Origin of the sequence: Belnapia mucosa, from assembly GCF_016775475.1 — a bacterium.
GTDB classification, from domain to species: domain Bacteria; phylum Pseudomonadota; class Alphaproteobacteria; order Acetobacterales; family Acetobacteraceae; genus Belnapia; species Belnapia mucosa.
Genome location: NZ_JAEUXJ010000010.1, coordinates 109,116 through 134,732 on the forward strand (window position 1 = coordinate 109,116; position 25,617 = coordinate 134,732).

Annotated in this window: 25 protein-coding genes; 14 read left to right on the forward strand and 11 right to left on the reverse strand. The window is 70.7% G+C overall.

Annotated elements, in window-relative coordinates:
* Nucleotides 1–16 precede the first annotated feature (16 nt).
* From JMJ55_RS20810 to JMJ55_RS20820, 3 genes are all read left to right on the forward strand, one after another.
* Nucleotides 17–1,183 carry an acetyl-CoA acetyltransferase gene (locus JMJ55_RS20810; RefSeq protein ID WP_202827529.1) on the forward strand — a complete coding sequence of 389 codons (1,167 nt, stop codon included), beginning with the start codon at nucleotides 17–19 and terminating at the stop codon, nucleotides 1,181–1,183.
* Nucleotides 1,184–1,185: 2 nt separating this feature from the next.
* On the forward strand, nucleotides 1,186–1,515 hold the full coding sequence (gene cutA, locus JMJ55_RS20815; protein ID WP_202827530.1) for a divalent-cation tolerance protein CutA: 330 nt from the start codon (nucleotides 1,186–1,188) through the stop codon (nucleotides 1,513–1,515).
* Nucleotides 1,516–1,590: 75 nt separating this feature from the next.
* Entirely contained in the window at nucleotides 1,591–2,037 is a 447-nt protein-coding gene (locus JMJ55_RS20820) for a hypothetical protein (RefSeq protein WP_202827531.1), read from the forward strand.
* Here the strand turns inward: JMJ55_RS20820 and JMJ55_RS20825 are convergent.
* Nucleotides 2,024–3,001: a Bug family tripartite tricarboxylate transporter substrate binding protein gene (locus JMJ55_RS20825; RefSeq protein ID WP_202827532.1), complete on the reverse strand. Its 978-nt coding sequence runs from the start codon at nucleotides 2,999–3,001 to the stop codon at nucleotides 2,024–2,026. The two genes, JMJ55_RS20820 and JMJ55_RS20825, sit on opposite strands and share 14 nt — an antisense overlap.
* 55 nt (nucleotides 3,002–3,056) lie before the next feature.
* The gene (gene ispF / locus JMJ55_RS20830; protein WP_236033884.1) at nucleotides 3,057–3,560 is read right to left on the reverse strand and encodes a 2-C-methyl-D-erythritol 2,4-cyclodiphosphate synthase; all 504 of its coding nucleotides are present in this window, start codon (nucleotides 3,558–3,560) and stop codon (nucleotides 3,057–3,059) included.
* Nucleotides 3,561–3,692: 132 nt separating this feature from the next.
* On the opposite strand from ispF, the gene dusB reads away from it, so the two are divergent.
* The 11 genes from dusB to JMJ55_RS20885 all read left to right on the forward strand — a co-directional run bounded on the left by dusB (nucleotide 3,693) and on the right by JMJ55_RS20885 (nucleotide 16,338).
* Nucleotides 3,693–4,784, forward strand: coding sequence for a tRNA dihydrouridine synthase DusB (gene dusB, locus JMJ55_RS20835; RefSeq protein ID WP_202827533.1), 1,092 nt, complete (start codon nucleotides 3,693–3,695; stop codon nucleotides 4,782–4,784).
* On the forward strand, nucleotides 4,781–5,941 hold the full coding sequence (locus tag JMJ55_RS20840; RefSeq protein ID WP_202827534.1) for a two-component system sensor histidine kinase NtrB: 1,161 nt from the start codon (nucleotides 4,781–4,783) through the stop codon (nucleotides 5,939–5,941). The genes dusB and JMJ55_RS20840 overlap by 4 nt, the downstream gene beginning before the upstream one ends.
* On the forward strand, nucleotides 5,938–7,377 hold the full coding sequence (gene ntrC / locus JMJ55_RS20845; protein ID WP_202827535.1) for a nitrogen regulation protein NR(I): 1,440 nt from the start codon (nucleotides 5,938–5,940) through the stop codon (nucleotides 7,375–7,377). The genes JMJ55_RS20840 and ntrC overlap by 4 nt, the downstream gene beginning before the upstream one ends.
* Complete coding sequence (locus tag JMJ55_RS20850; protein WP_202827536.1) at nucleotides 7,377–9,731, forward strand: sensor histidine kinase NtrY-like; 2,355 nt, start codon at nucleotides 7,377–7,379, stop codon at nucleotides 9,729–9,731. Before ntrC ends, JMJ55_RS20850 begins: the two co-directional genes overlap by 1 nt.
* Nucleotides 9,721–11,130, forward strand: a complete 1,410-nt coding sequence (gene ntrX / locus JMJ55_RS20855; RefSeq protein ID WP_202827537.1) for a nitrogen assimilation response regulator NtrX — start codon at nucleotides 9,721–9,723, stop codon at nucleotides 11,128–11,130. Before JMJ55_RS20850 ends, ntrX begins: the two co-directional genes overlap by 11 nt.
* Nucleotides 11,131–11,163: 33 nt before the next feature.
* A complete protein-coding gene (locus JMJ55_RS20860; RefSeq protein WP_202827538.1) occupies nucleotides 11,164–12,036 on the forward strand; it encodes a D-amino-acid transaminase in 873 nt (290 codons plus the stop codon).
* On the forward strand, nucleotides 12,033–12,698 hold the full coding sequence (locus tag JMJ55_RS20865) for an HAD family hydrolase (protein WP_328702720.1): 666 nt from the start codon (nucleotides 12,033–12,035) through the stop codon (nucleotides 12,696–12,698). Before JMJ55_RS20860 ends, JMJ55_RS20865 begins: the two co-directional genes overlap by 4 nt.
* A gap of 159 nt (nucleotides 12,699–12,857) precedes the next feature.
* A complete protein-coding gene (gene hfq / locus JMJ55_RS20870) occupies nucleotides 12,858–13,175 on the forward strand; it encodes an RNA chaperone Hfq (protein ID WP_202827539.1) in 318 nt (105 codons plus the stop codon).
* Between the two features lie 7 nt (nucleotides 13,176–13,182).
* A complete protein-coding gene (gene hflX / locus JMJ55_RS20875; RefSeq protein ID WP_202827623.1) occupies nucleotides 13,183–14,520 on the forward strand; it encodes a GTPase HflX in 1,338 nt (445 codons plus the stop codon).
* Nucleotides 14,517–15,350, forward strand: coding sequence for an inositol monophosphatase family protein (locus tag JMJ55_RS20880; protein ID WP_407927551.1), 834 nt, complete (start codon nucleotides 14,517–14,519; stop codon nucleotides 15,348–15,350). Before hflX ends, JMJ55_RS20880 begins: the two co-directional genes overlap by 4 nt.
* 91 nt (nucleotides 15,351–15,441) lie before the next feature.
* Nucleotides 15,442–16,338, forward strand: coding sequence for a pirin family protein (locus tag JMJ55_RS20885; RefSeq protein ID WP_202827540.1), 897 nt, complete (start codon nucleotides 15,442–15,444; stop codon nucleotides 16,336–16,338).
* Between the two features lie 183 nt (nucleotides 16,339–16,521).
* Here the strand turns inward: JMJ55_RS20885 and mazG are convergent, their stop codons facing one another.
* From mazG to JMJ55_RS20930, 9 genes are all read right to left on the reverse strand, one after another.
* Nucleotides 16,522–17,331 (reverse strand): nucleoside triphosphate pyrophosphohydrolase, encoded by an 810-nt coding sequence (mazG, locus tag JMJ55_RS20890; protein WP_202827541.1) that lies wholly within the window; start codon nucleotides 17,329–17,331, stop codon nucleotides 16,522–16,524.
* A 231-nt stretch (nucleotides 17,332–17,562) separates the two neighbouring features.
* The gene (locus JMJ55_RS20895; protein ID WP_202827625.1) at nucleotides 17,563–18,357 is read right to left on the reverse strand and encodes an MBL fold metallo-hydrolase; all 795 of its coding nucleotides are present in this window, start codon (nucleotides 18,355–18,357) and stop codon (nucleotides 17,563–17,565) included.
* Nucleotides 18,358–18,364: 7 nt separating this feature from the next.
* The gene (locus JMJ55_RS20900; RefSeq protein ID WP_202827542.1) at nucleotides 18,365–19,141 is read right to left on the reverse strand and encodes a TatD family hydrolase; all 777 of its coding nucleotides are present in this window, start codon (nucleotides 19,139–19,141) and stop codon (nucleotides 18,365–18,367) included.
* 3 nt (nucleotides 19,142–19,144) lie between these two features.
* Nucleotides 19,145–20,665, reverse strand: a complete 1,521-nt coding sequence (gene metG, locus JMJ55_RS20905; RefSeq protein WP_202827543.1) for a methionine--tRNA ligase — start codon at nucleotides 20,663–20,665, stop codon at nucleotides 19,145–19,147.
* 11 nt (nucleotides 20,666–20,676) lie between these two features.
* On the reverse strand, nucleotides 20,677–21,693 hold the full coding sequence (locus JMJ55_RS20910; protein WP_202827544.1) for a DNA polymerase III subunit delta': 1,017 nt from the start codon (nucleotides 21,691–21,693) through the stop codon (nucleotides 20,677–20,679).
* On the reverse strand, nucleotides 21,690–22,322 hold the full coding sequence (gene tmk / locus JMJ55_RS20915; protein WP_202827545.1) for a dTMP kinase: 633 nt from the start codon (nucleotides 22,320–22,322) through the stop codon (nucleotides 21,690–21,692). Before tmk ends, JMJ55_RS20910 begins: the two co-directional genes overlap by 4 nt.
* Complete coding sequence (locus JMJ55_RS20920) at nucleotides 22,322–23,584, reverse strand: D-alanyl-D-alanine carboxypeptidase family protein (protein ID WP_202827546.1); 1,263 nt, start codon at nucleotides 23,582–23,584, stop codon at nucleotides 22,322–22,324. Before JMJ55_RS20920 ends, tmk begins: the two co-directional genes overlap by 1 nt.
* Before the next feature lie 128 nt (nucleotides 23,585–23,712).
* Nucleotides 23,713–24,615 (reverse strand): septal ring lytic transglycosylase RlpA family protein, encoded by a 903-nt coding sequence (locus JMJ55_RS20925; protein ID WP_328702721.1) that lies wholly within the window; start codon nucleotides 24,613–24,615, stop codon nucleotides 23,713–23,715.
* Complete coding sequence (locus JMJ55_RS20930) at nucleotides 24,612–25,589, reverse strand: lytic murein transglycosylase (protein ID WP_236033885.1); 978 nt, start codon at nucleotides 25,587–25,589, stop codon at nucleotides 24,612–24,614. Before JMJ55_RS20930 ends, JMJ55_RS20925 begins: the two co-directional genes overlap by 4 nt.
* Nucleotides 25,590–25,617 lie beyond the last annotated feature (28 nt).

Sequence of the window (25,617 nt, forward strand, 5' to 3'; positions counted from 1 at the left end):
CCAAACGGAGGATGCCATGGACGCCTGCATCGTGGGCTGGGCCCATACCCCCTTCGGCAAGCTGGAGGAGCCGGATATCGAGAGCCTGCTCGCCCGCGTCGGGCGCGCCGCGATCGAGGATGCCGGCATCTCCCCGGCCGAGATCGATGCCGGATTCCTGGGAGTGTTCGGCGAGGGCTTCACCAACCAGGGCTTTCCGGCCTCGCTGGTGCTGCAGTCCATTCCGGAACTGCGCTTCAAGCCCATCACCCGCTATGAGAATGCCTGCGCCACCGGCAGCGCCGCCATCCATGGCGCGTTGGACTTCCTGGCGGCCAAGCGGGGCCGCTTTGCCCTGGTGCTGGGGGCCGAGAAGATGACGGCGACGCCCGGGCCGCAGGTCGGCGAGATCCTGCTCAATGCCAGCTACCGCAAGACCGAGCAGGATATCCGCGGCGGCTTCGCCGGCGTCTTCGGCCGCATCGCCGAGGCCTATTTCCAGCGCCATGGCGACCAGTCCGACGCGCTGGCGGCGATCGCAGCCAAGAATCACAAGAACGGCGTCGACAACCCCTGGGCGCAGATGCGCAAGGACCTGGGCTTCGCCTTCTGCCGCGCGGAGTCGGAGAAGAACCCCTTCGTCGCCCCGCCGCTGAAGCGTACCGATTGCAGCCTGGTTTCCGACGGCGCCGCCGCCATGATCATCACCGATGCCGAGACGGCCAAGGCGATGCAGAAGGCGGTCCGCTTCCGCGCCGCGGTCCAGGTGAACGACTACCTGCCCATCGCCTCCCGCGACATCATCCGCTTCGAGGGCCCGCGCGAGGCCTGGGGCCGGGCGCTGGACCAGGCCGGGCTCGGCGCCGTCACTGACCTCTCCTTCGTCGAGACGCATGACTGCTTCACCATCGCCGAGCTCCTGGAATACGAGGCGATGGGGCTGACGCCCGACGGGCAGGGATCCCGCGCCGCGCTGGAGGGCTGGACGGCCGCCGATGGCAAGCTGCCGGTCAACCGCTCCGGCGGGCTGAAGGCCAAGGGCCATCCGATCGGCGCGACCGGCGTCTCCATGCATGTGCTGACGGCGATGCAGCTGACGGGCACGGCCGGGGCGATGCAGCTGCCGAAGGCGGAGATCGGCGGCGTCTTCAACATGGGCGGGGCGGCGGTGGCCAATTACGTCTCGATCCTCGAACGCACCTGAGGATGGCGGCGGACCCCGTCCTCTGGGTCTATGTGACCGCGGCCGATGCGGCGGAAGCCCGCCGCCTCGGCCGGGCGCTGGTGGAGGAGCGGCTGGCCGCCTGCGCCAACCTCCTCCCCGGCCATACCGCGATCTATCGCTGGGAGGGCGAGCTGCGGGAGGAGACCGAGGCGGCCCTGGTCCTCAAGACCACCGGGAGCCACTTCGAGGCGCTGCGCGCCCGCATCCGCGCCATGCACAGCTACAGCCTGCCATCGATCCTGGCCCTGCCGGCGGCGGCAGGGGATGCGGAATTCATGGATTGGGTGCGGGCGGAGGTCCGGCCGGGCTGACCTTCCGGCCATGTGCGATGGCGAACAGTCCCGCCGCCGCTGCGTTAGGGGGCGAACCCCACCGAAGGACATCCCATGCCGAGCTGGACCCGCCTCGACGACCCCGAGGCCGTAGCGGCCTTGCTGCCTGCCTGGTTCGCCGGGCGCATGATGGGGGCGCAGGAGGGGCATTTCGGCCTGCTGCTGACGACGGGCGATGTGCTCCGCGTCGCCTCCCTCCGCGCGGCCCATATCTCCGAGGCGGGGACGATCCTGCTCGATCTGATGCTCGACCATGCCGGGGTGCCGGCTGCGGCGGACCTCGCCTGGCGGTCGAAGCATTTCCTCGGCGCGCCGGTCACGGGCGCGGCGGAGGCGACGGTGAACCTGGCGCATATCGTCTGCGCCGTGGATTTCAGCGCCGCCGCGGCTGTGGAGACGCGGCCGGAACTGGCGGCCGAGGCAGCGGAGGCGGTCTCCGCCACCGTGGTCGAGCTCCGCCAGGTCGCCGAGGAGGCGGCCGAGCGGGTCAGTCCGCCCTGATCCCGGCCGCCCGCATCAGCCCCTGCCATTTCGCCGACTCGGCGGCAATGAAGCCATCCACCTCGGCCGGGCTCAGGCCCGGCTTCGGGTCGAGCCCCAGCCCCTCCAGCCGCGGCACGAGGCCCGGCAGCACTGCATTCATCGCGGCGCTCATCCCCGTCACCGCCTCCTCCGGCACGCCGGAGGGGGCGAGGATCGCGTTCCAGGTCCAGGCGGAATAGCCGGGCAGGGTTTCCGCCACCGCCGGCACCTCCGGCGCCAGCTTCACCCGGGCCGGTGCCGTCACCGCCAGCGCCCGGAGCGTGCCGCCCCGCACCTGCGGCAGGGTCGTCGCCATGCTCTCGATGACGAAGGCCAGCCGTCCGGCGGCGAGGTCGGTCAGCGCGGTCGGGTTGCCGCGATAGGGGATGTGGTTCGCCTGGACGCCCGCCATCGATTTCAGCAGCTCCGCCCCGATATGCTGGGCCGAGCCATTGCCCGCGCTGCCATAGTCATGGCCGCCCGGCCGTTCCCGCAGCATGACAAGTAGGTCCGGCAAGTCCTTGACCGGGCTGGACTGTGGCACCACCACCAGCAGGGGCACCGTGCCGATGAGCCCGACGCCGCGGAAATCCCGCTCGGGATCGTAGGGCAGCCTTGCATAGAGAGCCGGGTTCACCGCATGGGCGACGGTCGCGGTGAGGAAGACGGAGCCGTCGCGCGGCCCCTTCGCCACCACCTCCGTCCCGAGCAGGGATCCGGCCCCCGGCCGGTTCTCCACCAGCACCCGTTGCGGCAGCTGCCGCCCCAGCGCTTCGGCCAGCAGCCGGACCGCCACATCGGTCGGGCCGCCGGCGGGGAAAGGGATGATGATGCGGACCGGACGGTCCGGCCAAGCCGGGGCCTGGGCACGGGCGAGGCCGGGGAGGAGGGCGGTGGCGAGGCCGGGGAGGAGGGCGGTGGCGAGCAGGGTGCGGCGCTTCATGGCGCCGCCGCAGCAATGACCGTGCCGCGTCACCCAGCGAACCGAGTCCGCTTCCTCATTTGGGCACCAGCAGCATCGCCGCCGCCTGCGCCGCGATACCCTCGCCGCGGCCGGTGAAGCCCAGTCGCTCGGTCGTCGTCGCCTTCACGCTGGCCCGGCCGGCTGGCAGGCCGAGCAGCTCCGCCAGCCGCGCCTCCATCGCCTCCCGGTGGGGACCGATCCGCGGCCGCTCACAGAGGATGGTCACGTCCACATTGCAGATCACCCCGCCCCGCGCCGCCACCCGGCCAGTGGCATGGCGGAGGAATTGCGCGCTATCGGCATCCTTCCACTGCATTTCCGAGGGCGGGAACCAGCGCCCGATATCGCCCTCGGCCAGCGCGCCATAGATGGCGTCGCAGAGGGCGTGGATGCCGACATCGGCATCGGAATGGCCTTCCAGGCCGAATTCGCAAGGGATGGTGACGCCGCAGATCACCATCGGGCGGCCGGCCTGGATGCGGTGGACGTCGAAGCCGGTGCCGATGCGCGGCAACAGGGCAGGGAGGGCGATGCTCATGGCGGAAGCCTAGCCCGGAATCCTAATCCGGTGAATTCACCGGGACGGCCGTACAAAATTGGGACGATCTGCGCGCATGACGTTGCCGCGCGGCGGCGTTTCGCCTAGTTTGCCCAAATCATGAGCATCGACATGCCCGCCGCCCAGGCCCAGCCAGGGCCAGTTGCCGCCGATCCAGGCGGTTTGCCGCCGATCATGGTCGGGCCGGTCCAGATCGAGGTCCCGGTCTATCTGGCGCCGATGTCCGGCGTCACCGATCTGCCCTTCCGCCGCCTGGCCCGCAAGCTCGGCACCGGCATGGTGGTGAGCGAGATGATCGCCTCCCAGGCCATGGTGCGGGAGAATCGGCAGAGCCTGAAAATGGCCGAGGTGGATGGCTTCGGCGCCCCCTCCGCCGTGCAGCTCGCCGGCTGCGACCCGGCGGTGATGGCCGAGGCGGCGCGCCTCGCGGTGGATCGCGGCGCCGCCATCATCGACATCAATTTCGGCTGCCCGGTGAAGAAGGTGGCGCTTGGCCAGCAGGCCGGCAGCGCCCTGATGCGGGACGAGATCCGTGCCGCTGCCATCCTCGAAGCCGTGGTCCGCGCCGTGCCGGTCCCGGTCACGCTGAAGATGCGGATGGGCTGGGACCACAACTCCCTGAATGCGCCGAACCTCGCCCGGATCGCCGAGTCCTGTGGCATCCGGCTGGTCACCATCCATGGCCGCACCCGCCAGCAGCTCTATACCGGCACTGCCGACTGGGCCTTCGTCCGCTGGGTGAAGGAGGCGGTGGCGATCCCCGTCCTGGTCAATGGCGACATCCTGAGCCCGGAACATGCGGCCGAGGCGCTGCGGCAGTCCGGCGCCGATGGAGTGATGATCGGTCGCGGCTGCTATGGCCGGCCCTGGTTCCCGCTCCAGGTCGCCCAGTTCCTCCAGACCGGCGAGCCGCCGGCCGAGCCCAGCCTCGCCGAGCAGCACGCCATCCTGCAGGAACATTACGCGGAGATGCTGTCGCATCACGGCACCCAGACCGGGCTGCGCCTCGCACGGAAGCATATCGCCTGGTATTCCAAGGGTTTGCCGGGCTCGGCTGAGTTCCGGTCGGAAGTCAATCGGGTGGAATCCCCGGCCGAGGTGGTGGCGCTGATCGAGCGCTACTACCGCCCGCTGCTCGATCTCGGTCTGGAGGCGGCGCGGGCCCGCTTCCATGCCCTCGGGCAGGATCGGCTGGCGGCATGAGCGGAGCTGTGATTGCCAGGACCCCGCCGCGGGCCCGGCCCGCCCCCAGCCGGCCCGCGCCGCTGCCGGATTTCGGCACCATCCTCGCCGCCCTGCCGCTGCCGGCCGTGGTGCTGGATGCCGAGGACCGGTTCCGCTACGCCAATCCGGCGGCGGAGCTGTTCTTCCAGCTCTCCTCCGCCTCGCTCGCCGTGCTGCGCCTCGGCGATCTGCTGCCGCCTGACAGCCGGCTTTTCGCCCTGCTGGCCCAGGTCCGCCAGCATGAGGCGCCGGTCTCGGACCATGACCTGCTGCTCGACAGCCCGCGGCTGAACCGGCGCGGCGTCGCCGCCCATGGCGCTCCGCTGCCGGAAATGCCGGGCGCGGTGGTGCTGACGCTGCTCGATGGTTCGACGGCGCAGATGATGAACCGGCAGCTCAATTTCCTCGGGGCCGCCCGCGGCACCTCCGCCATGGCGGAGATGCTGGCGCATGAGGTGAAGAACCCGCTTTCCGGCATCCGCGGTGCCGCCCAGCTCCTCGAACAGGGCGCGGCCGAGCCCGACCGGGAGCTCTGCCAGCTGATCCAGGACGAGGCCGACCGCATCCGCACCCTGGTGGACCGGATGGACATGTTCTCCGACCGGCCGGTGGAGCTGGCCCCGGTCAATATCCATCAGGTGCTGGACCATGTGCGCCGGGTCGCCCAGACCGGCTTCGCCTCGCATCTCCGGATCACGGAAGACTACGATCCATCCCTCCCGCCGGTCTGGGGCAATCGCGACCAGCTCGTGCAGATCCTGCTGAACCTGGTGAAGAACGCCGCTGAAGCCGTTGATCCACTTGGCGGAGAGATCATTCTGGCGACTGCTTACCACCATGGCGTCCGGATCGCCGTCCCCGGCAGCCGGGAACGCGTCCACCTGCCCCTGCAGGTCAGCGTCCGCGACAACGGCCCCGGCATCCCGGAGCCGGTGCGCGCCACCCTGTTCGAGCCCTTCGTCACGACCAAGCGGGGCGGGCAGGGCCTCGGCCTCGCCCTGGTGGCGAAGCTGGTCGCCGATCAGGGCGGCCTCATCGAATGCGACAGCCGGCCTGGCCGGACCGTCTTCCGTCTCTCCCTGGCCATGCCGCCCGCGGGGATGCGCGGCGACGGCAAGCGAATGGACCGTGCATGACCGATAACCGCACCATCCTGATCGCCGATGACGACCGGGCGATCCGCACCGTGCTCAGCCAGGCGCTCGGGCGCTCGGGGTATCAGGTGCGCGCCACCTCCTCCGCCTCCACTCTCTGGCGCTGGGTCGAGGATGGGGAGGGCGACCTGGTCATCACCGATGTGGTCATGCCGGATGAGAACGGGCTCGACCTCGTCCCCCGCATCAAGCGGGTCCGCCCTGACCTCCGCGTCGTCGTCATGTCGGCGCAGTCCACCTTCATGACCGCCCTGAAGGCCGCCCAGCGCGGTGCCTTCGAATATCTCCCCAAGCCCTTCGACTTGAAGGAGCTGCTGGCGGTGGTGGAGCGGGCGCTGGCTGCCCCTCAGGCCCCGGCGGCGGAGGAAGCGGCGGAGACAGAGGAGCGCCTGCCGCTCGTCGGCCGCAGCCAGGCGATGCAGGAGATCTACCGCACCGTCGCCCGGCTTACGACCACCGACCTGACCGTGATGATCACCGGCGAGTCGGGCACCGGCAAGGAGCTGGTGGCCCGCGCCCTGCACGATTACGGCCGCAGGCGGGGCGGACCCTTCGTCGCCATCAACATGGCCGCCATCCCGCGCGAGCTGATCGAGAGCGAACTCTTCGGCCATGAGCGCGGCGCCTTCACCGGCGCGCTCAACCGCGGCATCGGCCGGTTCGAGCAGGCGGCAGGCGGCACCCTCTTCCTCGACGAGATCGGCGACATGCCGCCCGAGGCGCAGACCCGCCTGCTGCGCGTCCTCCAGGAAGGTGAGTTCACCACCGTCGGCGGCCGCAACCCGATCAAGGCCAATGTCCGCATCGTCGCCGCGACCCATCGCGACCTGCGCCAGTCCATCCGCCAAGGCCTGTTCCGCGAGGACCTCTTCTACCGTCTGAACGTCGTCCCCATCCGCCTGCCGCCACTGCGCGAGCGGCTGGAGGATATCCCGCTGCTCGCCCGCCACTTCCTCGACCGCGCCCGCTCCTCCGGCCTGCCGCAGAAGCAGCTCAGCACCGAGGCGGTGGAGCGGCTGAAGGGCCATTCCTGGCCCGGCAATGCGCGCGAGCTCGAGAACCTGATGCGCCGCCTCGCCGCGCTCTACCCGCAGGAGACAATCGACGCCGAGGCCGTGGTCTCCGAGCTCTCCGAGGCCGAGCCCCCGGCCGAGGCCGGGGCCCGTGGGCCGGAGACGCTGGAACAGGCGGTGGAGCGGCACCTCAAGGCCTTCGTCGCCGCGCATAAGGACGGGCTGCCGGTGCGCGACCTCTATGACCGGGTCCTGGCCGAGGTGGAGCGGCCGCTGCTCCGCCTGGTGCTCGGCGCCACCAGGGGCAACCAGATCAAGGCCGCCGCCATGCTGGGGCTGAATCGCAACACGCTGCGCAAGAAGATCCGCGAGCTCGACCTGCCCGTGGTGCGCGGGCTCGGCTGATGCGTGCCGGTCCGGCCGGCGGCGCGGGCCAGCCGGCGCGGCGTGGCCTGGCGCGGCGCATCGCCGATGTGCTGCTCGGGCGCGGGATGACCCTCGGCCTCGCGGTCGGGGCGCTGGTGCTCGGCATCGCCACCTTCTCCGTCCTCTCGGATGGCAGCCCCTTCGGGCCGACCAAGCCGGGGGTCGTGGTCGGCCTCATCCTGGTCAACCTGGCGGTGCTGCTGCTGCTGCTCGCCTCGCTGGCCGGGCGGCTGGTGCGGGTCTGGGCGGAGCGGCGGCGCGGCTCGGCCGGGTCCCGCCTGCATGTGCGGCTGGTGCTGCTGTTTGGCGTGGTGGCGGTGGTGCCCTCCATGCTGGTCGCGGTCTTCGCCGCGCTGTTCTTCAACCTCGGCATCGAGACCTGGTTCAGCGAGCGCATCCGCGGGACGCTGGAGGCCAGCCTCCAGGCCAGCCGCGGCTATCTGGAGGAGCACCGGAACACCATCCGCGGCGATGCGCTGGCCATGGCGGCCGACCTCTCCCGCGCCCGTGTCCTGCTGCCCGATAACGGCCTCGCCTTCGCGCGTGTCCTGGCGACCCATACCGCCCTCCGGAACCTGACCGAGGCGGTGGTCTTCGACCCGGCTACCCAGCAGGTGATCGCCCATGCCGGCTTCACCACCAGCTTCGTCCTCGACCCGCCGCCCGAGGAGGCGATCGCCCAGGCCCGGCTCGGCGATGTCGCGGTGCTGCCGGCCGAGGACCGGGTGCGCGCCGTGGTCGCGCTGGATTTCGGCCAGGGCTGGATGCTGCTGATCGGCCGGCCCCTCGATACCACCGTGCTGATGCACCAGCATTCGGTCGAGAAGGCGGTGGCGGAATATGTCGAGCTCGACAACAACCGCTCCGGCCTCCAGATCACCTTCGTCATGATCTTCGCGATCGCCGCCCTGCTGGTGCTGCTGGCGGCGGTGCTGATCGGCCTCGTGCTGGCCAACCAGCTCGCCCGGCCGATCGGACGGCTGATCGTCGCCGCCGAGCGGGTCCGCGGCGGCGACCTCGCCACCCGGGTCGAGGAGGTGGCGGCGGATGAGGAGATCGCCAGCCTCGCCCGCGCCTTCAACCGCATGACCAACCAGCTCGCGGCGCAGCGCTCGGAACTGCTCCAGGCCTATCGCCAGATCGATGAGCGGCGGCGCTTCACCGAGACGGTGCTGGCCGGCGTCTCGGCCGGCGTCGTGGGGCTGGAGACGGATGGGCGGATCAACCTGCCCAACCGCCGGGCGAGCGAATTGCTCGGGATCGACCTTGATGCCGCCATCGGCCAGCCGCTGGCCGAGGTGGTGCCGGAATTCGCGCCCCTGCTGGCCGCCGGCGCCGACCGCACCCGCACCGCCGAAATCCGCATCGGCCCGCCGAGCAACCGTCGCACCCTCCTCGCCCAACTGGGCGAGGAGCGGCAGGCCGGCGGCGCCGGGGAGATCGCCGGCTTCGTCCTGACCTTCGACGACATCACCGCCCTGCTTTCGGCCCAGCGCAAGGCCGCCTGGGCGGATGTGGCCCGGCGTATCGCACATGAGATCAAGAACCCGCTGACGCCGATCCAGCTCTCGGCGGAGCGGCTGAAGCGCCGCTACCTGAAGCAGATCACCAACGACCCGGACACCTTCGTCGCCTGCACCGATACGATCGTCCGGCAGGTCGGCGATATCGGCCGGATGGTGGACGAATTCTCCGCCTTCGCCCGGATGCCCCAGCCGGTGATCCGGCCGGAGGATCTCGGCCAGGTGCTGCGCGACGCGCTGGTGCTGCAGCGGGACGCGCATCCGACCATCGCCTATGCGGTGGAACTGCCGCCCGCCCTGCCTCTTGTGCCCTGCGACCGGCGGCTGCTCGGCCAGGCGCTGACCAATCTGCTGATGAATGCGGCCGACGCCATCGCCATGCGGGCCCAGGCCGAGGCGGAGGCGGGAGAGGCGCCACCGGAGGGAGTCCTGGGACACATCATCGTGCGTATCGAGCCTGAAGCGGAGGCTGTTGCGATTGCCATCGAGGATGATGGAATCGGCCTGCCGCAGGGGGATGAGCGCGACCGGCTTGCCGAGCCCTATGTCACTCACAAGCCGAAAGGAACCGGACTTGGCCTTGCCATCGTGAAGAAGATCATGGAGGACCACGGAGGCAGGCTGGGGCTGGAGGACAGGCCCCGTGAGGAAATGTCGGGGCGAGGGGGTGCCCGGGCAGTCCTCACCCTGCCGTGGCGCGCCGGGGGCGACCGTTCGGGGGACCGTGCGGCCGACCGCATGGCCGGCACGGAGACCGAGACGTCTGACCCCTGGCCGGATGGCAGCATGAGGCGCGCGCATGGCGCATGAAATCCTGATCGTGGACGACGAGCCTGACATCCGGGCGCAGATCGAGGGCATCCTCTCGGATGAGGGTTATGAGACGCGGCAGGCGGCGAATTCCGACCAGGCGCTGGCGGCCTTCAAGCAGCGCCGCCCGTCCATGGTCGTGCTCGACATCTGGCTGCAGAACTCGAAGCTCGACGGCTTAGGGATCCTGGCCGCCCTGCATCGGGAGGAGCCGCAGATCCCGGTGGTGATGATCTCGGGCCACGGCACCATCGAGACCGCGGTCCGCGCCATCCAGCAGGGCGCCTACGACTTCATCGAGAAGCCCTTCAACTCCGACCGGCTGTTGCTGGTGGTGGCCCGCGCCCTGGAAGCCGCCCGGTTGCGGCGGGAGAATTCCGAGCTGCGCCTGCGCGCCGGGCCGGAGACGGAGCTGGTCGGCACCTCGGCCGGCATCGCCCAGCTTCGCGCCGCGATCGAGCGGGTGGCGCCGACCGGCAGCCGGGTCCTCATCACCGGCCCGGCCGGGGCGGGGAAGGAGGTGGCGGCGCGGATGATCCATGCCCGGTCCCGCCGCGCCGACGGGCCCTTCGTGGCGCTGAATTGCGCCACGCTGAACCCGGCCCGGTTCGAGGAGGAGCTTTTCGGCGTGGAGGCCGGGCCCGATACCGTCGCCCAGCCGCGCCGCGCCGGCGTGCTGGAACGCGCCCATGGCGGCACCCTGCTGCTGGACGAGGTGGCGGATATGCCGCTCGAGACCCAGGGCAAGATCGTCCGCGCCCTGCAGGAGCAGGGTTTCGAGCGGATCGGCGGTGCCACCCGGGTGAAGGTGGATGTCCGCGTCATCGCCACCACCAACCGCGACCTCCAATCCGAGATCGCGGCGGGGCGCTTCCGCGAGGACCTGTACTACCGGCTGGCGGTGGTGCCGCTCCGCATCCCGGCGCTGCGCGAGCGGCGGGAGGATGTCCCGGCGCTGGCCCGGCATTTCATGGCCCGCTCCGGCGAGACCTCCGGCATGGCGCCGCGGGAGCTGGCCGAGGACGCCATGGCCGCGCTCCAGGCCTATGACTGGCCGGGCAATGTGCGGCAATTGCGGAACCTGATCGACTGGCTGCTCATCATGGCCCCGGGCGAGGCGCGCGAGCCGATCCGCGCCGATATGCTGCCGCCCGAGGTGGGCTCGGCGGCGCCGGCCATGCTGAAGCTCGACCGCAGCTCGGAGATCATGACCCTGCCGCTGCGGGAGGCCCGGGAGCTGTTCGAGAAGCAGTATCTGGAAGCCCAGCTGCTCCGCTTCGGCGGCAATATCAGCCGCACCGCCAATTTCGTCGGGATGGAGCGCAGCGCCCTGCACCGCAAGCTGAAATTCCTCGGCGTCCATGCCGAGGACCGGGTGCCGGCCGGGCCTGCCCTGTGACATTCTCGGGTCCTGGACTGACCGGGACCCGCCATGTCGCGCATCGCTTACGTCAACGGCCGCTATATCGAGCAGCGGCAGGCCGGGGTGAATATCGAGGATCGCGGCTACCAATTCGGCGACGGCATCTATGAGGTCGTCCACCTCCATGGCGGCCGCTTCATCGACGAGGAGCGGCACCTGGCCCGGCTGGAACGGTCGCTCCGTGAGATTCGCCTGCCCATGCCGATGTCCCGCCTAGCGCTGCGCCATGTGCTGGCCGAGGTCGCCCGCCGCAACCGGGTGACGGAGGGGCTGCTCTATATGCAGGTGACGCGGGGCGTGGCCCGGCGCGACCATGCCTTCCCCAACCCCGAGGTGCCGCCGGCCCTGGTCGTCACCGTGAAGCGCATCCCGCCCTATCCGAACAGCGTCGATCGCTGGGGCGCCCGGGCCATCACCATGCCCGACCTCCGCTGGGCGCGGCGCGACATCAAGTCCATCAATCTCCTGCCCAATTGCCTGGCCCGCCAGGCGGCGCGGGAGCAGGGGGCGATCGAGGCCATCCTCTATGACGAAGCCACGGGGATGGTGACCGAAGGCGCCGCCACCAATTTCTGGATCGTCGATGCCGAGGGCACGATCCGCACCCGCCAGCTCGACCATGTCATCCTGCCCGGCTGCACCCGCGGCGCATTGATGGCGGAGATGCAGGCGGCCGGCCTCCGCTTCGAGGAGCGGGAGTTCAGCCTGGAGGAAGCCCGCAACGCGCGGGAGGCCTTCCTGACCTCGGCGACCTCCTTCGTGAAGCCGATCCTGGCGCTGGACGGCAAGCCGGTCGGGGATGGCAAGGTCGGGCCGGTGGTGCGGCAGCTCTTCGACCTCTTCGCCCGGCATATGAAGGGCGATCTGAGGAATGCGGCGTGAGCGCCGCGCCTCGGGGTATTCCCAAGGGAATATTGTGGGACTGGGACAACACCCTGGTCGATGGCTGGCTCGCCATCGCCGCCGGGCTGAATGCCGCCTTCGCCCGCTTCGGCCTGCCGCAATGGACGCTGGAGGAGGTGAGGGGCCGCGTCCGGCGCTCTCTGCGCGAGACCTTCCCCGAAATGTTCGGCGCGGAGTGGGAGACGGCCCGCGACATCTTCTATGCCGAGGTCCGCGCCCGCCACCTCGCGGTGCTGACGCCGATGCCGGGGGCGGGGGAGGCGGTCGAGGCCGTCGCCGCGCTCGGCCTGCCGCAGGGGGTCATCAGCAACAAGCAGGGACCGTTGCTGCGGGCGGAAGCGGCGCATCTCGGCTGGGCGGCGCAGTTCCGCATCCTGCTCGGCGCCGGCGATGCGGCGGTGGACAAGCCCGACCCGGCGCCCTTCCGCCTGGCGCTGCCCGCGCTCGGCCTGCCGGCGGCCTCGGTCTGGTATGTCGGCGACACCGCCCTTGATATGGAGGCGGCGCGGCGGGCCGGCTGCGTGCCGGTCCTGCTCGGCGATGCGGCGCATGACGGTGGGCCGGAAGCGGCGGCCCCGGCGCTGGCCTTCCTTGATGCGGCGGCCCTGATCGCCCATTTACGGAGCGGCCGCGGCAGCTGATGCCGTAGCCGATGGCAGCCATGTTTGCTGCGCTGCAATATGAGACGGCCGGCGCCTTGCAAACCGGCTGTCAACAAGGGATGGTGCAGCCTCCGGCGGAGCAAATCCGCCTCGGGCGCGCCGCGTTGCGCGGCCGCCAAAAACAAGAAGGACCGTGCCGTGGCAGCCGAGAAGTCCCAGAACGTGCAGGATGTTTTCCTGAACCACGTTCGCAAGAGCAAGACTCCGGTTACGATATTTCTCGTGAACGGCGTCAAACTTCAGGGAATTATCACCTGGTTCGATAATTTCTCCGTTCTGCTGCGTCGGGACGGTCATACCCAACTGGTCTACAAGCACGCGATCAGCACCGTGATGCCGGGCGCGCCCATCCAGCTCTTCGATGCGACGGCGGCTGCGCGTGAGGGGGCGACGGTGTCCCGCGAGGGCACCACCCTGACCATGAACCGTGAGGTCAATCCTGTCGGCGGAGACTGAACAAGGCCTGCCGCCCCCGGCCAATGACCGGGGCGATGGCTCCGATACCGGCCCGACCCGGGCCGCTGTCATCCTTCCCTTCGAGCGGCATCCCCGCAGCATCGGTCCCGTGCCGGATGCGGCGCCGCGGGCCGCCGAAGCGCGTCTGGCGGAGGCCGTGGGCCTCGCCGCCAGCATCGGCGTGACCATCGTCCACCAGGCGATCTACCCGCTGCGCGAGCGCCGCCCCAGCACCTATATGGGCGAGGGCCAGGTCGCGGATGCGCGGCAGCAGATCGACGAGCAGCGCGTGGCGCTGGTCGTGGTCGATGCCGCGTTGACCCCGGTGCAGCAACGCAACCTCGAGAGGGAATGGCGCTGCAAGGTCATCGACCGCACCGGCCTCATTCTCGAGATCTTCGGCGAGCGCGCCCGGACCAAGGAGGGCTCGCTGCAGGTGGAGCTTGCCCATCTGGAGTACCAGCGCACCCGCCTCGTGCGGTCCTGGACCCATCTGGAGCGCCAGCGCGGCGGCTTCGGCTTCCTCGGCGGCCCGGGCGAATCCCAGATCGAGATCGACCGGCGGTTGATCACCGACCGCATCGTCAAGCTGAAGAAGGAGCTGGAACAGGTCCGCCGCACCCGAGGCCTGCACCGGCGCCAGCGGGAGAAGGTGCCCTATCCGGTCATCGCGCTGGTGGGCTACACCAATGCCGGCAAGAGCACGCTGTTCAATGCGCTCACCGGCGCCGGCGTCTATGCCCAGGACCAGCTCTTCGCCACGCTCGACCCGACCATGCGCGGCATCCGCCTGCCCTCTGGCCGGCGGGCCATCCTGTCCGATACCGTCGGCTTCATCTCCGAACTGCCGACCCAGCTGGTCGAGGCCTTCCGGGCGACGCTCGAGGAGGTGGCGGCGGCCGATATCATCCTGCATGTGCGCGACGTCGCCCATCCGGACACCGCGGCGCAGCGGGCCGATGTGCTGCATGTTCTCCAGGAGATGGCCGCCGGCGCCAATGCCCCGCTGGATGAGGGCTGGCAGAACCGGGTGCTGGAGGTGCTGAACAAGGCCGACCTGCTCGGTGGCGTCGGCGAGGTCCCGGGCGGCTCCGCCGACTCGGCGATCGCCGTCTCCGCCCTGACCGGGGAGGGGCTGCCCGCCCTGCTGGAGGCGCTGGACGAGCGGCTCTCGGCCAATATGGAGACAGTGCGTTACGCCATCCCCTCGGCCGACGGCGCCCGGCTCGCCTGGCTCTACCGCCATGGCGAGGTGATCGAGCGGGCCGATACCGAGGAGGATGTCCAGGTGACTGTGCGCCTCTCGCCCACCGACCGCGCCCGCTTCGAGCAGCCCGCCCCGTGACGCCGCCGCTCGACGCAAGGCGGATGGGTGAGGTCGCGGCGCTGCTGCGGCAGGCGACCCGGGCGGAGATCCTGCCGCGGTTCCGTCGCCTCGCCGCCGGCGCCGTCCGCAGCAAGAGCGGGCCGCTGGACCTGGTGACCGATGCGGATGAGGCGGCGGAGCGCGTCATCACCGCCGGCCTCCGCGAGCAGTTCCCCGGCTGCACCGTGGTGGGCGAGGAGGCGACGGCGGCCGATCCGGAGCTGCTCGGCCGGCTCGCCGGGGCGGAGCTCGCCTTCGTGGTCGATCCGGTGGATGGGACAGCCAATTTCGCCGCCGGCCTGCCGCTGTTCGGCTGCATGGCGGCCGCGATCCGGCATGGCGAGATCATCGCCAGCTGGATCCACGATCCGCTCGGCGACGATACGGCGATGGCGCTGCGCGGGGAGGGCGCCTGGATCGAGGCGCCGGACGGCCACCGGAGCGAGTTGCGCGTCGCCGCCGCCGTTCCGGTCGCCCGCATGGTGGCCTCCGTCTCCTGGGGCTATATGGCCGAGCCGCTGCGGAGCCGAGTGCCGTCCCGCCTGCCGCGCCTCGCCGCCAGCATCGGCCTGCGCTGCGCCGCGCATGAATACCGGATGGCTGCCGGCGGGCATGTCCATGCCCTGGTCTATAATCGGCTGATGCCCTGGGACCATGCGCCGGGCTGGCTGCTCCACCGGGAGGCCGGCGGCCACTCCGCCCGCTTCGACGGCAGCCCCTATGGTCCGCTGACCACCAGCGGCGGCCTCATCGTCGCGCCGGACCGGGAGAGCTGGAAGGCGCTGCGGGAGGCCCTGCTGGCCGAATAGTCCGGTCCTGCTGATGGGCGTCATCACCAACGCCTATCATCCCTCCTGCCCGACATGGCCTAGGCTCCGCCCCAGACGAAGGAGCCATGCCATGTCCGAGACCACGCCCGCCCTGGTGATCCTGCCCCGCGCCCATGACGTCGGCGGCTTCGAGGTCCGCCGTGCCCTGCCCGCCACCGAGAGGCAGATGGTGGGGCCCTTCATTTTCTTCGACCAGATGGGCCCCGGCGAATTCCTCCAGGGCACAGGCCTCGATGTCCGGCCACATCCGCATATCGGCCTCTCGACCGTCACCTATCTGTTCGAGGGCTCGATCCAGCACCGGGACAGCCTGGGCACCGACCAGCCGATCCTGCCGGGCGACGTGAACTGGATGACAGCCGGGCAGGGGATCGTGCACTCCGAGCGGAGCAGCGCCGAGAGCCGGCAGCAGCGCCGCAGCCTGGCCGGCATCCAGTCCTGGGTCGCCCTGCCGAAATCCGCCGAGGAGACCAGCCCGGACTTCGCCCACCATGCGGCCGCGAGCCTGCCGCTGGCCGAGGAAGGCGGGCTCCGCCTTCGCCTGATCGCCGGGGAGGGCTGGGGGCTGCGCTCGCCGGTCGCCACCTCCTCGCCGCTCTTCTACGCCGATGCGGTGCTGGCGCCGGGGGCAGTGGTGCCGATGCCCGACCAGCATGAGGAACGCGCCGCCTATGTGGTCGAGGGCTCGGTGAGCATCGGCGACGACACCCATGAGGCGGGGCGGATGCTGGTCTTCCACCCGCGCTCGGGGCTGGCGCTACGGGCGGGGCCGAAGGGCGCCCGCCTGCTGCTGCTGGGCGGGGCTGCCATGGACGGGCCGCGCTACGTCTTCTGGAATTTCGTCTCCTCCTCGCGCGACCGGATCGAGCAGGCGAAGGCGGATTGGCAGGCCGAGCGCTTCCCCAAGGTCCCGAGCGATGCGGTGGAGTTCATCCCGCTGCCGGAGCGGGTGCGCGTCCGCGGCTGAGGCTGCCCTCCCGGCGCCAGGCGCTGGGGTTCCGATTGTGTTCACGAAAGATTCTGCGCTGCCTGAACGGCCGCTTCGGCGGTCGTGAAAGGTCTTTACATCGCGCTTGTAAATAACTGACGAGCGCAGGTGAAAAACTTTCACAGCGCCGGCGCAGAGTGCCTCCGGCGCATGTGAAGCCGTTTACAAGCCCTGTTTTTCCTCGGTTTTTACCGCCTGCCACTCGGCTTCCATCGCCTCCAGCGAAGCGTCGGCCGGGGCCACTCCGCGGGCCGCGAGGCGTGCCTCGACCCCGCCGAAACGCCGTTCGAACTTGGCATTGGCCGCCCGCAGGCATTCCTCCGGGTCGAGATCCAGCTTCCGCGCCAGATTGGCGAGAACGAAGAGCAGGTCTCCGACCTCATCCGCCAGCCGCGCCGGCTCTGCGCCGGGCAGCTCGGCCCGCAGCTCTGCCGCTTCCTCCTCGAGCTTGTCGAGCACGGCCGCGGCGTCCGGCCAGTCGAAGCCGATCCGGGCGGCGCGGCGGGTCAGCTTGGCGGCGCGGGTGAGGGCAGGGAGGCCCAGCGGGAGTCCGGCCAGCGTCCCATTCTCCGCCCGCGCCTCCCGCTCGGCGGCCTTCTGGACCTCCCAGGCGGCGGTCTGGGTGCTGGCGTCGCGGGCGGCGGCCTCGCCGAAGACATGCGGATGGCGGCGGATCATCTTGGCGCTGATCGCCTCCGCCACCTCGGCGAAGCCGAAATGGCCCAGTTCCGAGGCCATCTGGGCGTGGTAGACGACCTGGAACAACAGGTCGCCCAGTTCATCCAGCAGCGCCGGGAAGTCCGGGCCGCGGCGGATGGCGTCCGCGACCTCATAGGCTTCCTCGATCGTATAGGGTGCGATGGTCCCGAAATCCTGCACCTGATCCCAGGGGCAGCCATCGGGGGCCCGGAGGCGGGCCATGATGGCGAGCAGCCGGGTGAGCGCGGCATCGGGGGTCGGACGGTCGGGCATCGGCGGCTCCTGCGGGGTTTCGGTTCCCGTCGCAGAAGGCCCGAGGCCATGCAATGGTGCGGGGCAGGACGGCAAGGCCAAGTCGCTCCCAGGCCTTATCCCCAAATACACTTGCCGCATAAGATATATTATGGAAAGAAAAGACCTGGGGATAAGGCTGTGGCTAAGCCTGTGGGCGGCGTGTTCGGCGGATTGACCGTGTTTCGGCAGTGACGCTGTGGCGGCGCAGCCTCAGTCCAGCGGCACTTCCAGGACCATGCCGTCATGCGCCGGCTCGATCCCTGGCGGCAGTTCGCGCTTCAGCGCCGCGTAGTCCATCCCGGTGCCCATATGCGTCAGCACGGTCCGGCGCGGCTTCAGCCGCTCCACCCATTCCAGCACCTGAGCCAGGTTGGCATGCACCTTGTGCGGCCCGCGCTGGAAGCAGCCGACCACCCAGGTATCCAGCCCCTCCAGCGCCGGCATGCTCTCCTCCGGCAGCATCACCACATCGGTCGAATAGCCGAAGCGGCCGATGCGGAGCCCGAGGGTATCCATCACCCCATGGTCCTGGCGGAAGACCTCCACCGGCAGCCCGGCCGCCTCGAACCGGTCGCCATAGGCCACGCGGCGGCCTTCCAGCGCCGGCCGATAGAAGAACGGCGGAGTCGGGCCGATGAAGGCGTAATCGAAACGATCATCCAGCTTCTGGAGGGTCGTCCTGGTGGCATAGGCGTCGAGCGCCCGGCCCATGATCCGGTTGACCTGCCGCAGGTCGTCGATGCCGAGGCAGTGGTCGGCATGGGCATGGGTGAAGAGGATCGCATCCAGCCGCCCGGCCCCGACGGCCAGAAGCTGCTGCCGCAGGTCCGGCCCGGCATCGATCAGCAGACGCTGACCGTCCGGCCCCTCGACCAGGGCCGAGGTCCGGGTGCGGCGGTTGCGCGGTTCGGCCGGGTCGCAGTCGCCCCATTCGCCCCCCTCGCCCGCGCCGCCCAGCAGCGGCACCCCGCCGGAGCCGCCGCAGCCGAGGATCGTCACCCGCAGCACGGGCCTAGGCCACCCGCTGGAACAGGCGGCGGAAATTCGCCGTGGTCAGCGCCTCGACCTCGGCGCTGGTGAGGCCGCGGACCTCGGCCAGGACGCGGGCCGTATGCGCCACATAGGCCGGCTCGCAGCGCTTCCCGCGCAGCGGCACGGGGGCGAGATAAGGGCTGTCGGTCTCAACCAGCAGCCGCTCCGCCGGCAGCTCCGCGGCGATGGCGCGAATCTCCGGTGACTTTGGAAAAGTCAGGATGCCGGAAAAGGAGATGTAGCCGCCCATCGCCACTGCCTGCCGTGCCAGCTCGGGCCCGGAGGAGAAGCAGTGCAGCAGGAAGTCGAAGGGGCCGCCCGCCTCGCGCTCCTCGCGCAGGATGCCGATGATGTCCTCATCCGCCTGCCGGGCATGGATGGCGAGCGGCAGGCCGGCCAGCCGCGCCGCCCGGATATGCCGCCGGAACCCTTCCTGCTGCAGGTCGCGCGGCGACTTGTCATAGAAATAATCGAGCCCGCTCTCGCCGATGCCGATGATGCGCGGATGGTCGGCCAGCGCCACGATCTCCTCGACTGTCGGCAGGCCTTCCGGCTCACCGGCATTGTGCGGATGAACGCCGACCGTGCCCCAGACATCCGGGAAGCGCTCGGCCAGCGCCTTCACCGCCGCGGCCTGGCCGGTCCGCACGCCGATGGTGACCTGCATCCCAACCCCGGCCTCGCGGGCCCGGGCGACGATCCCCTCGATCTCGGCCTCGGTGAAATAGTCGAGATGGCAATGACTATCGACGAGCATCGTTCAGGCTTCGACCTTGCGGAAGAGCGGCGCGGGCGCCGGCAGTGGCGTACCATCAGGCAAGGGCCGTGCCAGGGCATCGAGCCCCCTGCCCTCCGCCGGCACCCCGAGCTGGTCGAGCATCGCCGCCATGGTCCCCGGCATGAAGGGCTGGAGCACGGTGGCGAAGACCCGGAGCGCGCTGTGCAGATGCCGCAGCACCACCGCCATGCGCACGGGGTCGGTCTTCTTCAGCGCCCAGGGCGCCTGGAGGGTGATGTAGCCATTGGCCGCCCGCGCCTCGGCCAGGATCGCCTCCAGCGCCAGATGGAATTCCTGCCGGCCGATCAGCCCATCCACCCGCTCCGGCAGGCTGGCGAGGCCGGCGAGCAGTTCCTCATCCCCCGGCCCCGCCCCGGCCGCTTCCGGCAGGACGCCGCCGCAATTCCGCTGGATGAGGGAAAGGGTCCGGTTCGCCAGATTGCCCAGCGTATCCGCCAGCTCGCCATTGAGCCGCCCGATCAGCGCCGCGCGGGAGAAGTCGCCGTCATTGCCGAAGGGCACCTCCCGCAGCAGGAAGTAGCGCACCGGGTCGAGCCCGTATTCCTCAACCAGCCGGACCGGGTCGATGACATTGCCCAGGCTCTTCGAGATCTTCTGCCCCTCATTGGTCCACCAGCCATGGGCGAAGACCCGCCGCGGCGGCGTGAGCCCCGCCGCCTGCAGGAAGGCCGGCCAGTAGATGGCGTGGAAGCGGACGATATCCTTGCCGACGAAGTGGACATCGGCCGGCCAGAAGCGCCAGCGCTCCGCCGCGGTGTCCGGATAGCCGGCGGCGGTGATGTAGTTGGTCAGCGCATCCAGCCAGACATACATCACATGCGCCGCATCGCCCGGCACGGGGACGCCCCAGGTAAAGCTGGTCCGGCTGATCGAGAGGTCCTGCAGCCCGCCCTCGACGAAGCGCATCACCTCGTTGCGGCGCGAGGCCGGGGCGATGAAATCCGGGTTCTCCCGGTAGAAGTCGAGCAGCCAGGGGCCCCATTTCGACAGGCGGAAGAAATAGCTCGGCTCCCGCACCCACTCGACCGGCGCGCCGGTCGGGGCGAAGCGCTTGCCATCCCGCTCCTCGATCTCGTCCGGGCCGTAGAAGGCCTCGTCCCGCACCGCGTACCAGCCCTCGTAATGGCCGAGATAGATCTCGTCGCGCCGGACCAGCTCCTCCCACAGCGCCTGGCAGGCGGCCTTGTGCCGCGGCTCCGTCGTGCGGATGAAGTCATCGTTGGAGAAGCCCATGGTCGCGGCCAGGTCGCGGAAATGCTGGCTCACCCTGTCGGTGAAGGCCTGCGGGTCCATCCCCGCATCCTGCGCGGCCTTCTCGACCTTCTGCCCGTGCTCGTCGGTGCCGGTCAGGAAGAAGACCTCGTGCCCCGAGAGGCGCGCCCAGCGCGCCATCACATCGGTCGCCAGGGAGGTATAGGCATGGCCGATATGGGGCCGGTCGTTCACGTAATAGATCGGGGTGGTGAAGTATTTCGTGGACATGGCTGTATCTTTCAGCGGACCGCGAGCATCCCGAGGCTGCTCAGGACGGCCTGCTTGCGGTCGAGGTTCAACCGCTCCGTCTCGTCCGCGAGGCGGCCCAGCTTCTCCCACAGGGTGGACCACTCGGCAAGCGAGCGGCCCTCGGCCCAGCGCAGCGCCCTGCCCTCCCGCGCCGCGCCGCGCAGCCCGGCCGCCATGGCCCGCCGCAGCAGGTCGAAGAAGGTCGTGAGCGCGGCCGCGTCCCGCCGCGCCGTCACCCGGTCCGCGATCTCCTGCACCCGGCGCGGGTCGAGCTGGGGCAGGCCGGCCAGCACCTCCTCCACCAACCCCTGGAGGGCGAGCCCCTCGCCTTCCGCCAGCAACAGCGCCCGGCCGGGACAGCCATCGGCGATGGCGGCGAGGCCGGCACGCTCCGGCCCCGGCATCTCCGGCAGCCAGCGCCCGAGCAGCCCCTCCAGCGCCGGCGCCGGCAGCGGCGCCAGGTCGAGCCGGCGGCAGCGGCTGCGGATGGTCGGCAGCAGCCGGTCGGGCGCATTGGTCACCACCAGCTGCACGGTGCGCGGCGGTGGCTCCTCCAGGGTCTTGAGCAGGATGTTCGGCACGACCTCGCGCTCGGTGCGCTCCAACTCCTCGACCACCACGGCGCGCCAGCCGCCCTCGGCGGCGGTCATGGCCATGAAGCGCAGCGCGGCGCGGGCATCCTCGGCCCGCAGCACCTCCTTCTTCCCGCGCTCGCCCGTGTTGGGCGCCATGGTGAAGAGATCGGCATGGGCGCCGGCGGCGACGCGGCGGAAGACCGGATCCGAGTCGGGGAGGAAGAGCGGCACTGTCCCTGCCGGGCTCCGCGGCATCCCGGCCAGCAGCCACCGGGCGAAGCGATAGGCGAGCGTCGCCTTCCCGACTCCGCGCGGGCCAGCGATCAGCCAGGCATGGTGGAGCCGGCCGGAATGCGCGGCTTCCTCCAGGGTCCGGGCCGCATCGTCATGGCCGACCAGGTCCGGGTTGGCGCGGGGTTCGGGCGGGGTCACGGCAGCAGGCGGGCGCGGACGACCTTGAGGATCTCGGCCGCCACGCCTTCCGGCGTGCCGGTCGCATCCAGCAGCAGGCAGCGGCCGGGCTCCGCCTGGGCAATGGCACGGAAGCCGGCGCGGACCCGGGCATGGAAGGCGGCATCCATCGCCTCATAGCGATTGGTGTCGCCGCGGGCGGCGGCGCGGGCGAGGCCCGCCTCGGGGTCGATTTCCAGCACCAGCGTAAGGTCGGGCCGCAGCCCTTCCAGCGCAACTGCCGCCAGCGCGTCGAAGGCCGCGCGCGGCACGCCCTGGCCGAAGCATTGGTAGGCGAGGGTCGAATCGGCGAAGCGGTCGGAGACCACCCAGGTGCCGGCGGCGAGCGCCGGGCGGATGGTCCGCTCCACATGCTCCCGCCGCGCGGCGAAATGCAGCATGCATTCGGCGATGCCGTCCCAGGACCCATCCCAGCCCCCTTGGCCCAGCAGCACCGTGCGGATCGCCTCCGCCCCTGGCGCCCCGCCCGGCTCCCGCGTGCGGAGCACGGGGATGCCCTCCGCCACCAGGGCCGCTTCCAGCCGGCGGGCCTGGGTGGACTTGCCCGCCCCCTCCCCGCCCTCCAGCGTGATGAAGCGGCCGCGCGCCATCAGCTGCCGGCGAACCAGCGGCCGATCACCGCCGGGATGCGCGGGATCAGCCCGAGCCGGTCGATATCGGCGCCGGCCAGCAGCGGCAGGGAGAGGTTCGGCACCCCCTGGCCCGAGACCTCCAGCTTGCCGAGCTCCTGCCCCTTCAGCACCGGCGCGGAAATCGGCGCGTCATAGCGGACCTTGGCCTGCAGCCGCTGGCGCCACTGCCGCGGCAGGGTCACCACCACATCCTTGCCGCCGACCAGCGGCACCGTCTTGCGGTCGCCGAGATGCACCGGCACCTCCTCGATCACGTCCGCGGCGCGGAACAGCACGACATTCTCGAACTCGCGGAAGCCCCATTCCAGCAGCCGTTCGCTCTCCTCGCCGCGCGCCCGCATGGTGGGCAGGCCGTTGAAGATCAGGATCAGCCGCCGGTCGCCCCGCTTGGCGCTGGCCGTCAGGCCATAGCCGGCCTCCTCGGTATGGCCGGTCTTGAGGCCATCGGCGCCGGGAACGCGGGCGAGCGTCGGGTTGCGGTTCTCCTGGGTGATGTTGTTCCAGGTGAAGCTGCGCTCGTTGTAATATTTATAGTATTCCGGGAAGTCGTTGATAATCCGCCGGGCGACCCGCGCCAGGTCGCGGCAGGTCATCCGGTGCTCCGGGTCGGGCCAGCCGGTGGCGTTGCGGAAGGTGCTGTCGGTCAGCCCGATCTGCTTCCCCTTGGCGTTCATCATCTCGGCGAATTGCTGCTCGGACCCGGCGATGCCCTCGGCCAGCACGATGCAGGCGTCGTTGCCCGACTGCACGATGACGCCGCGGATCAGCGCCTCGACCGGCACGGTGCCGCCGATCTGGACGAACATCTTGCTGCCCTGCATCCGCCAGGCGCGCTCGCTGACCGGCAGTTCCTGGTCGAGCTTGAGGCGGCCTTCCTTCAGCATGGCGAAGACCATGTACATGGTCATCAGCTTTGACATGGAGGAAGGCGGCATCCGCTCATCGGCATTCTTCTCGAGCAGCACCGCATCGGTGTCGGCATCGATGATGAGGGCCTGGCGGGCGATGGTGTCGAAGGGGCCGAGCGGGGTGGAGGCCGGGGTCGGCGCCGGCCCGGCCGGCGAGCGGGGCGCGGCGCCAGGCCGCGGCTGGGCATTGCGCGGCTGCGCCAGGGCCGGAAGGCTCGCCCCGGTCAGCGCCGCGGCGGCCGGCAGGATCAGGGCGCGGCGCGAGGCGAGGCGCGGCGTGCCGGGCTTCGGGGCATCGGGACGAGAAGGCATGGGTCGGCGGACTCCGCTGCGGTCCGCATCGCATACGCCGGGGCGGCGGGACTGCTCAAGGGTTTGTGTGCGGTCAGGTAAAATCGAGGCGGTTTCGTGTCTTGCCGGCCAGTCTTGCGACGGGGCCGTCACTGTTCGACCAGCAGCCGCGCCTCCGGCAACCCGGCCGCCAGCACCCCCGCCACGATCCGGTCGGCGGCGGCGAGATCGGGATAGGGGCCCATGACGACACGGTATTGCGGCTGCCGCCCGCCCCCGAAAGGCTCCACCCGCGGCGCGAGGCCGGCGAGCCGTGCCGCCTGCCGGGCGGCGAGGTCGCGGCGGAAGAAGGTGCCGGCCTCCACCACCAGCCGGCCACGGGCGGCGTAGCGGGTTACGACAGTTTCGGGCAGCGGGTCCGGCGGCAGTTCCGGCGCCGCCTCGGCCACCGCGACCGCGGCCGGCCGCGCCGGGGCGGCACCGCGCCCCGCTGCCTCCCGCGCGCCGGGCAGCGGCGGCAGTGCCTCACGCTCGACCGCCGCGCGCGGCGCGGTGGCCAGCGCCAGGCGTGGGGTCTCCGCATCCGGCAGGCTGCCGGCCAGGGCCCGGCTTTGCGCCGTCTCGACCCGGATCCGCACCTGTGCCGCCCCGGCCGGCCCGATGCCGAGCAGCTGCGCCGCCCGCGGCGACAGACCGAGAATACGCCCCGGCTGGGCGGGACCGCGGTCATTCACCCGGATGCGGATCTCCCGCCCATTCTCCAGGTTCCAGACCGAGAGGATGGCCGGCAATTGCAGGGTGCGATGCGCGCCCAGCAGCCGGTCCGGGTCGTAGGTCTCGCCATTGGCGGTGCGCCGCCCGGCCATTCCGCGCGGGAGCACGGCGGCGATGCCCGCCTCATCCAGCGCGAAATCCTCGCGCGGATAGGACCAGACGCCGCCCATGGCATAGGGCTGGCCGAGCATGTAGCGCCCGGCGGAGGCGGCCGGCGTCGGGTTCCGCTCGCAGCCGGTGGCGAGCAGCGCGAGGGCCAGCGCGGCGACTGCCTTCACCCGAAACGGTCCGAGAGCAGCCCGACGGCCAGGGCGTAGTTCACCGGCGAATTGTAGCGCCGGATCACCCGGAAATTCTGGTGGCAGAGGAAGACCTGGCTGGTGCCGTTGCGCGGCAGCACCAGGCTGGTCTCGATCTCGGAGGGTGGGAGCGGCCCGCCATCGGCCCGGCGGAAGCCCATGCGCGACCATTCCCGCAGCGGCCGGCGGGACTCGGTCTCCGCCCGCTCGCCATCGAAGCCGGGCGGCGCCTGCACCGCCTGGCCCCAGGGCTCCTCGTCGCGCCAGCCATTGCGGGCGAGGTAATGGGCGATGGAGGCCAGCGCATCCGCCCGGCTGTCCCAGATGTCGCGCCGCCCGTCGCCATCGAAATCGACCGCCAGCCGCTCGAAATTGGAGGGCATGAATTGCGGCTGGCCCATCGCCCCGGCCCAGCTCCCCTTCATCCGAGCCGGCGCGATGTGGCCGCCATCGAGCACCTTCAGCGCCGCGATGAGCTCGGTGCGGAAATAGCTGGCCCGGCGGCCATCCCAGGCCAGCGTCGCCAGCGCCTCGATCACGCCGAAGCCGCCGGTATTGCTGCCGAAATTCGTCTCCATCCCCCAGATCGCCACGATCACGCGGGGATCGACCCGGTAGCGGGTGCCGATGGCCGAGAGCAGGGACCGGCTCTCATTGTAATGGCGCCGGCCATTCTCGGTCCGCGTCTGGGAGACGATGCGGTCGCGGTATTCCTCCCAGCTCAGCGACCCCTCCGGCTGGCGCCGGTCGAGCTCCAGCACCCGGTCATTGGGGCGGAGGCCGGTGAAGGCCCGCTGGATGGTGCCGGGCGAGACGCCGGCGCGGCGCGCATCCACGCGCACCCCATCGAGGAAGGCATCGAAACCTGCGGTGGCGGCCTGGGCCGGGACGGCAAGGAGGAGGGACAGCGGAAGCAGCGTGCGGCGCGATACCATGGGCGGGACAGGTGCCATGCCGCCCCCCCTCCCCGCAACCATCACG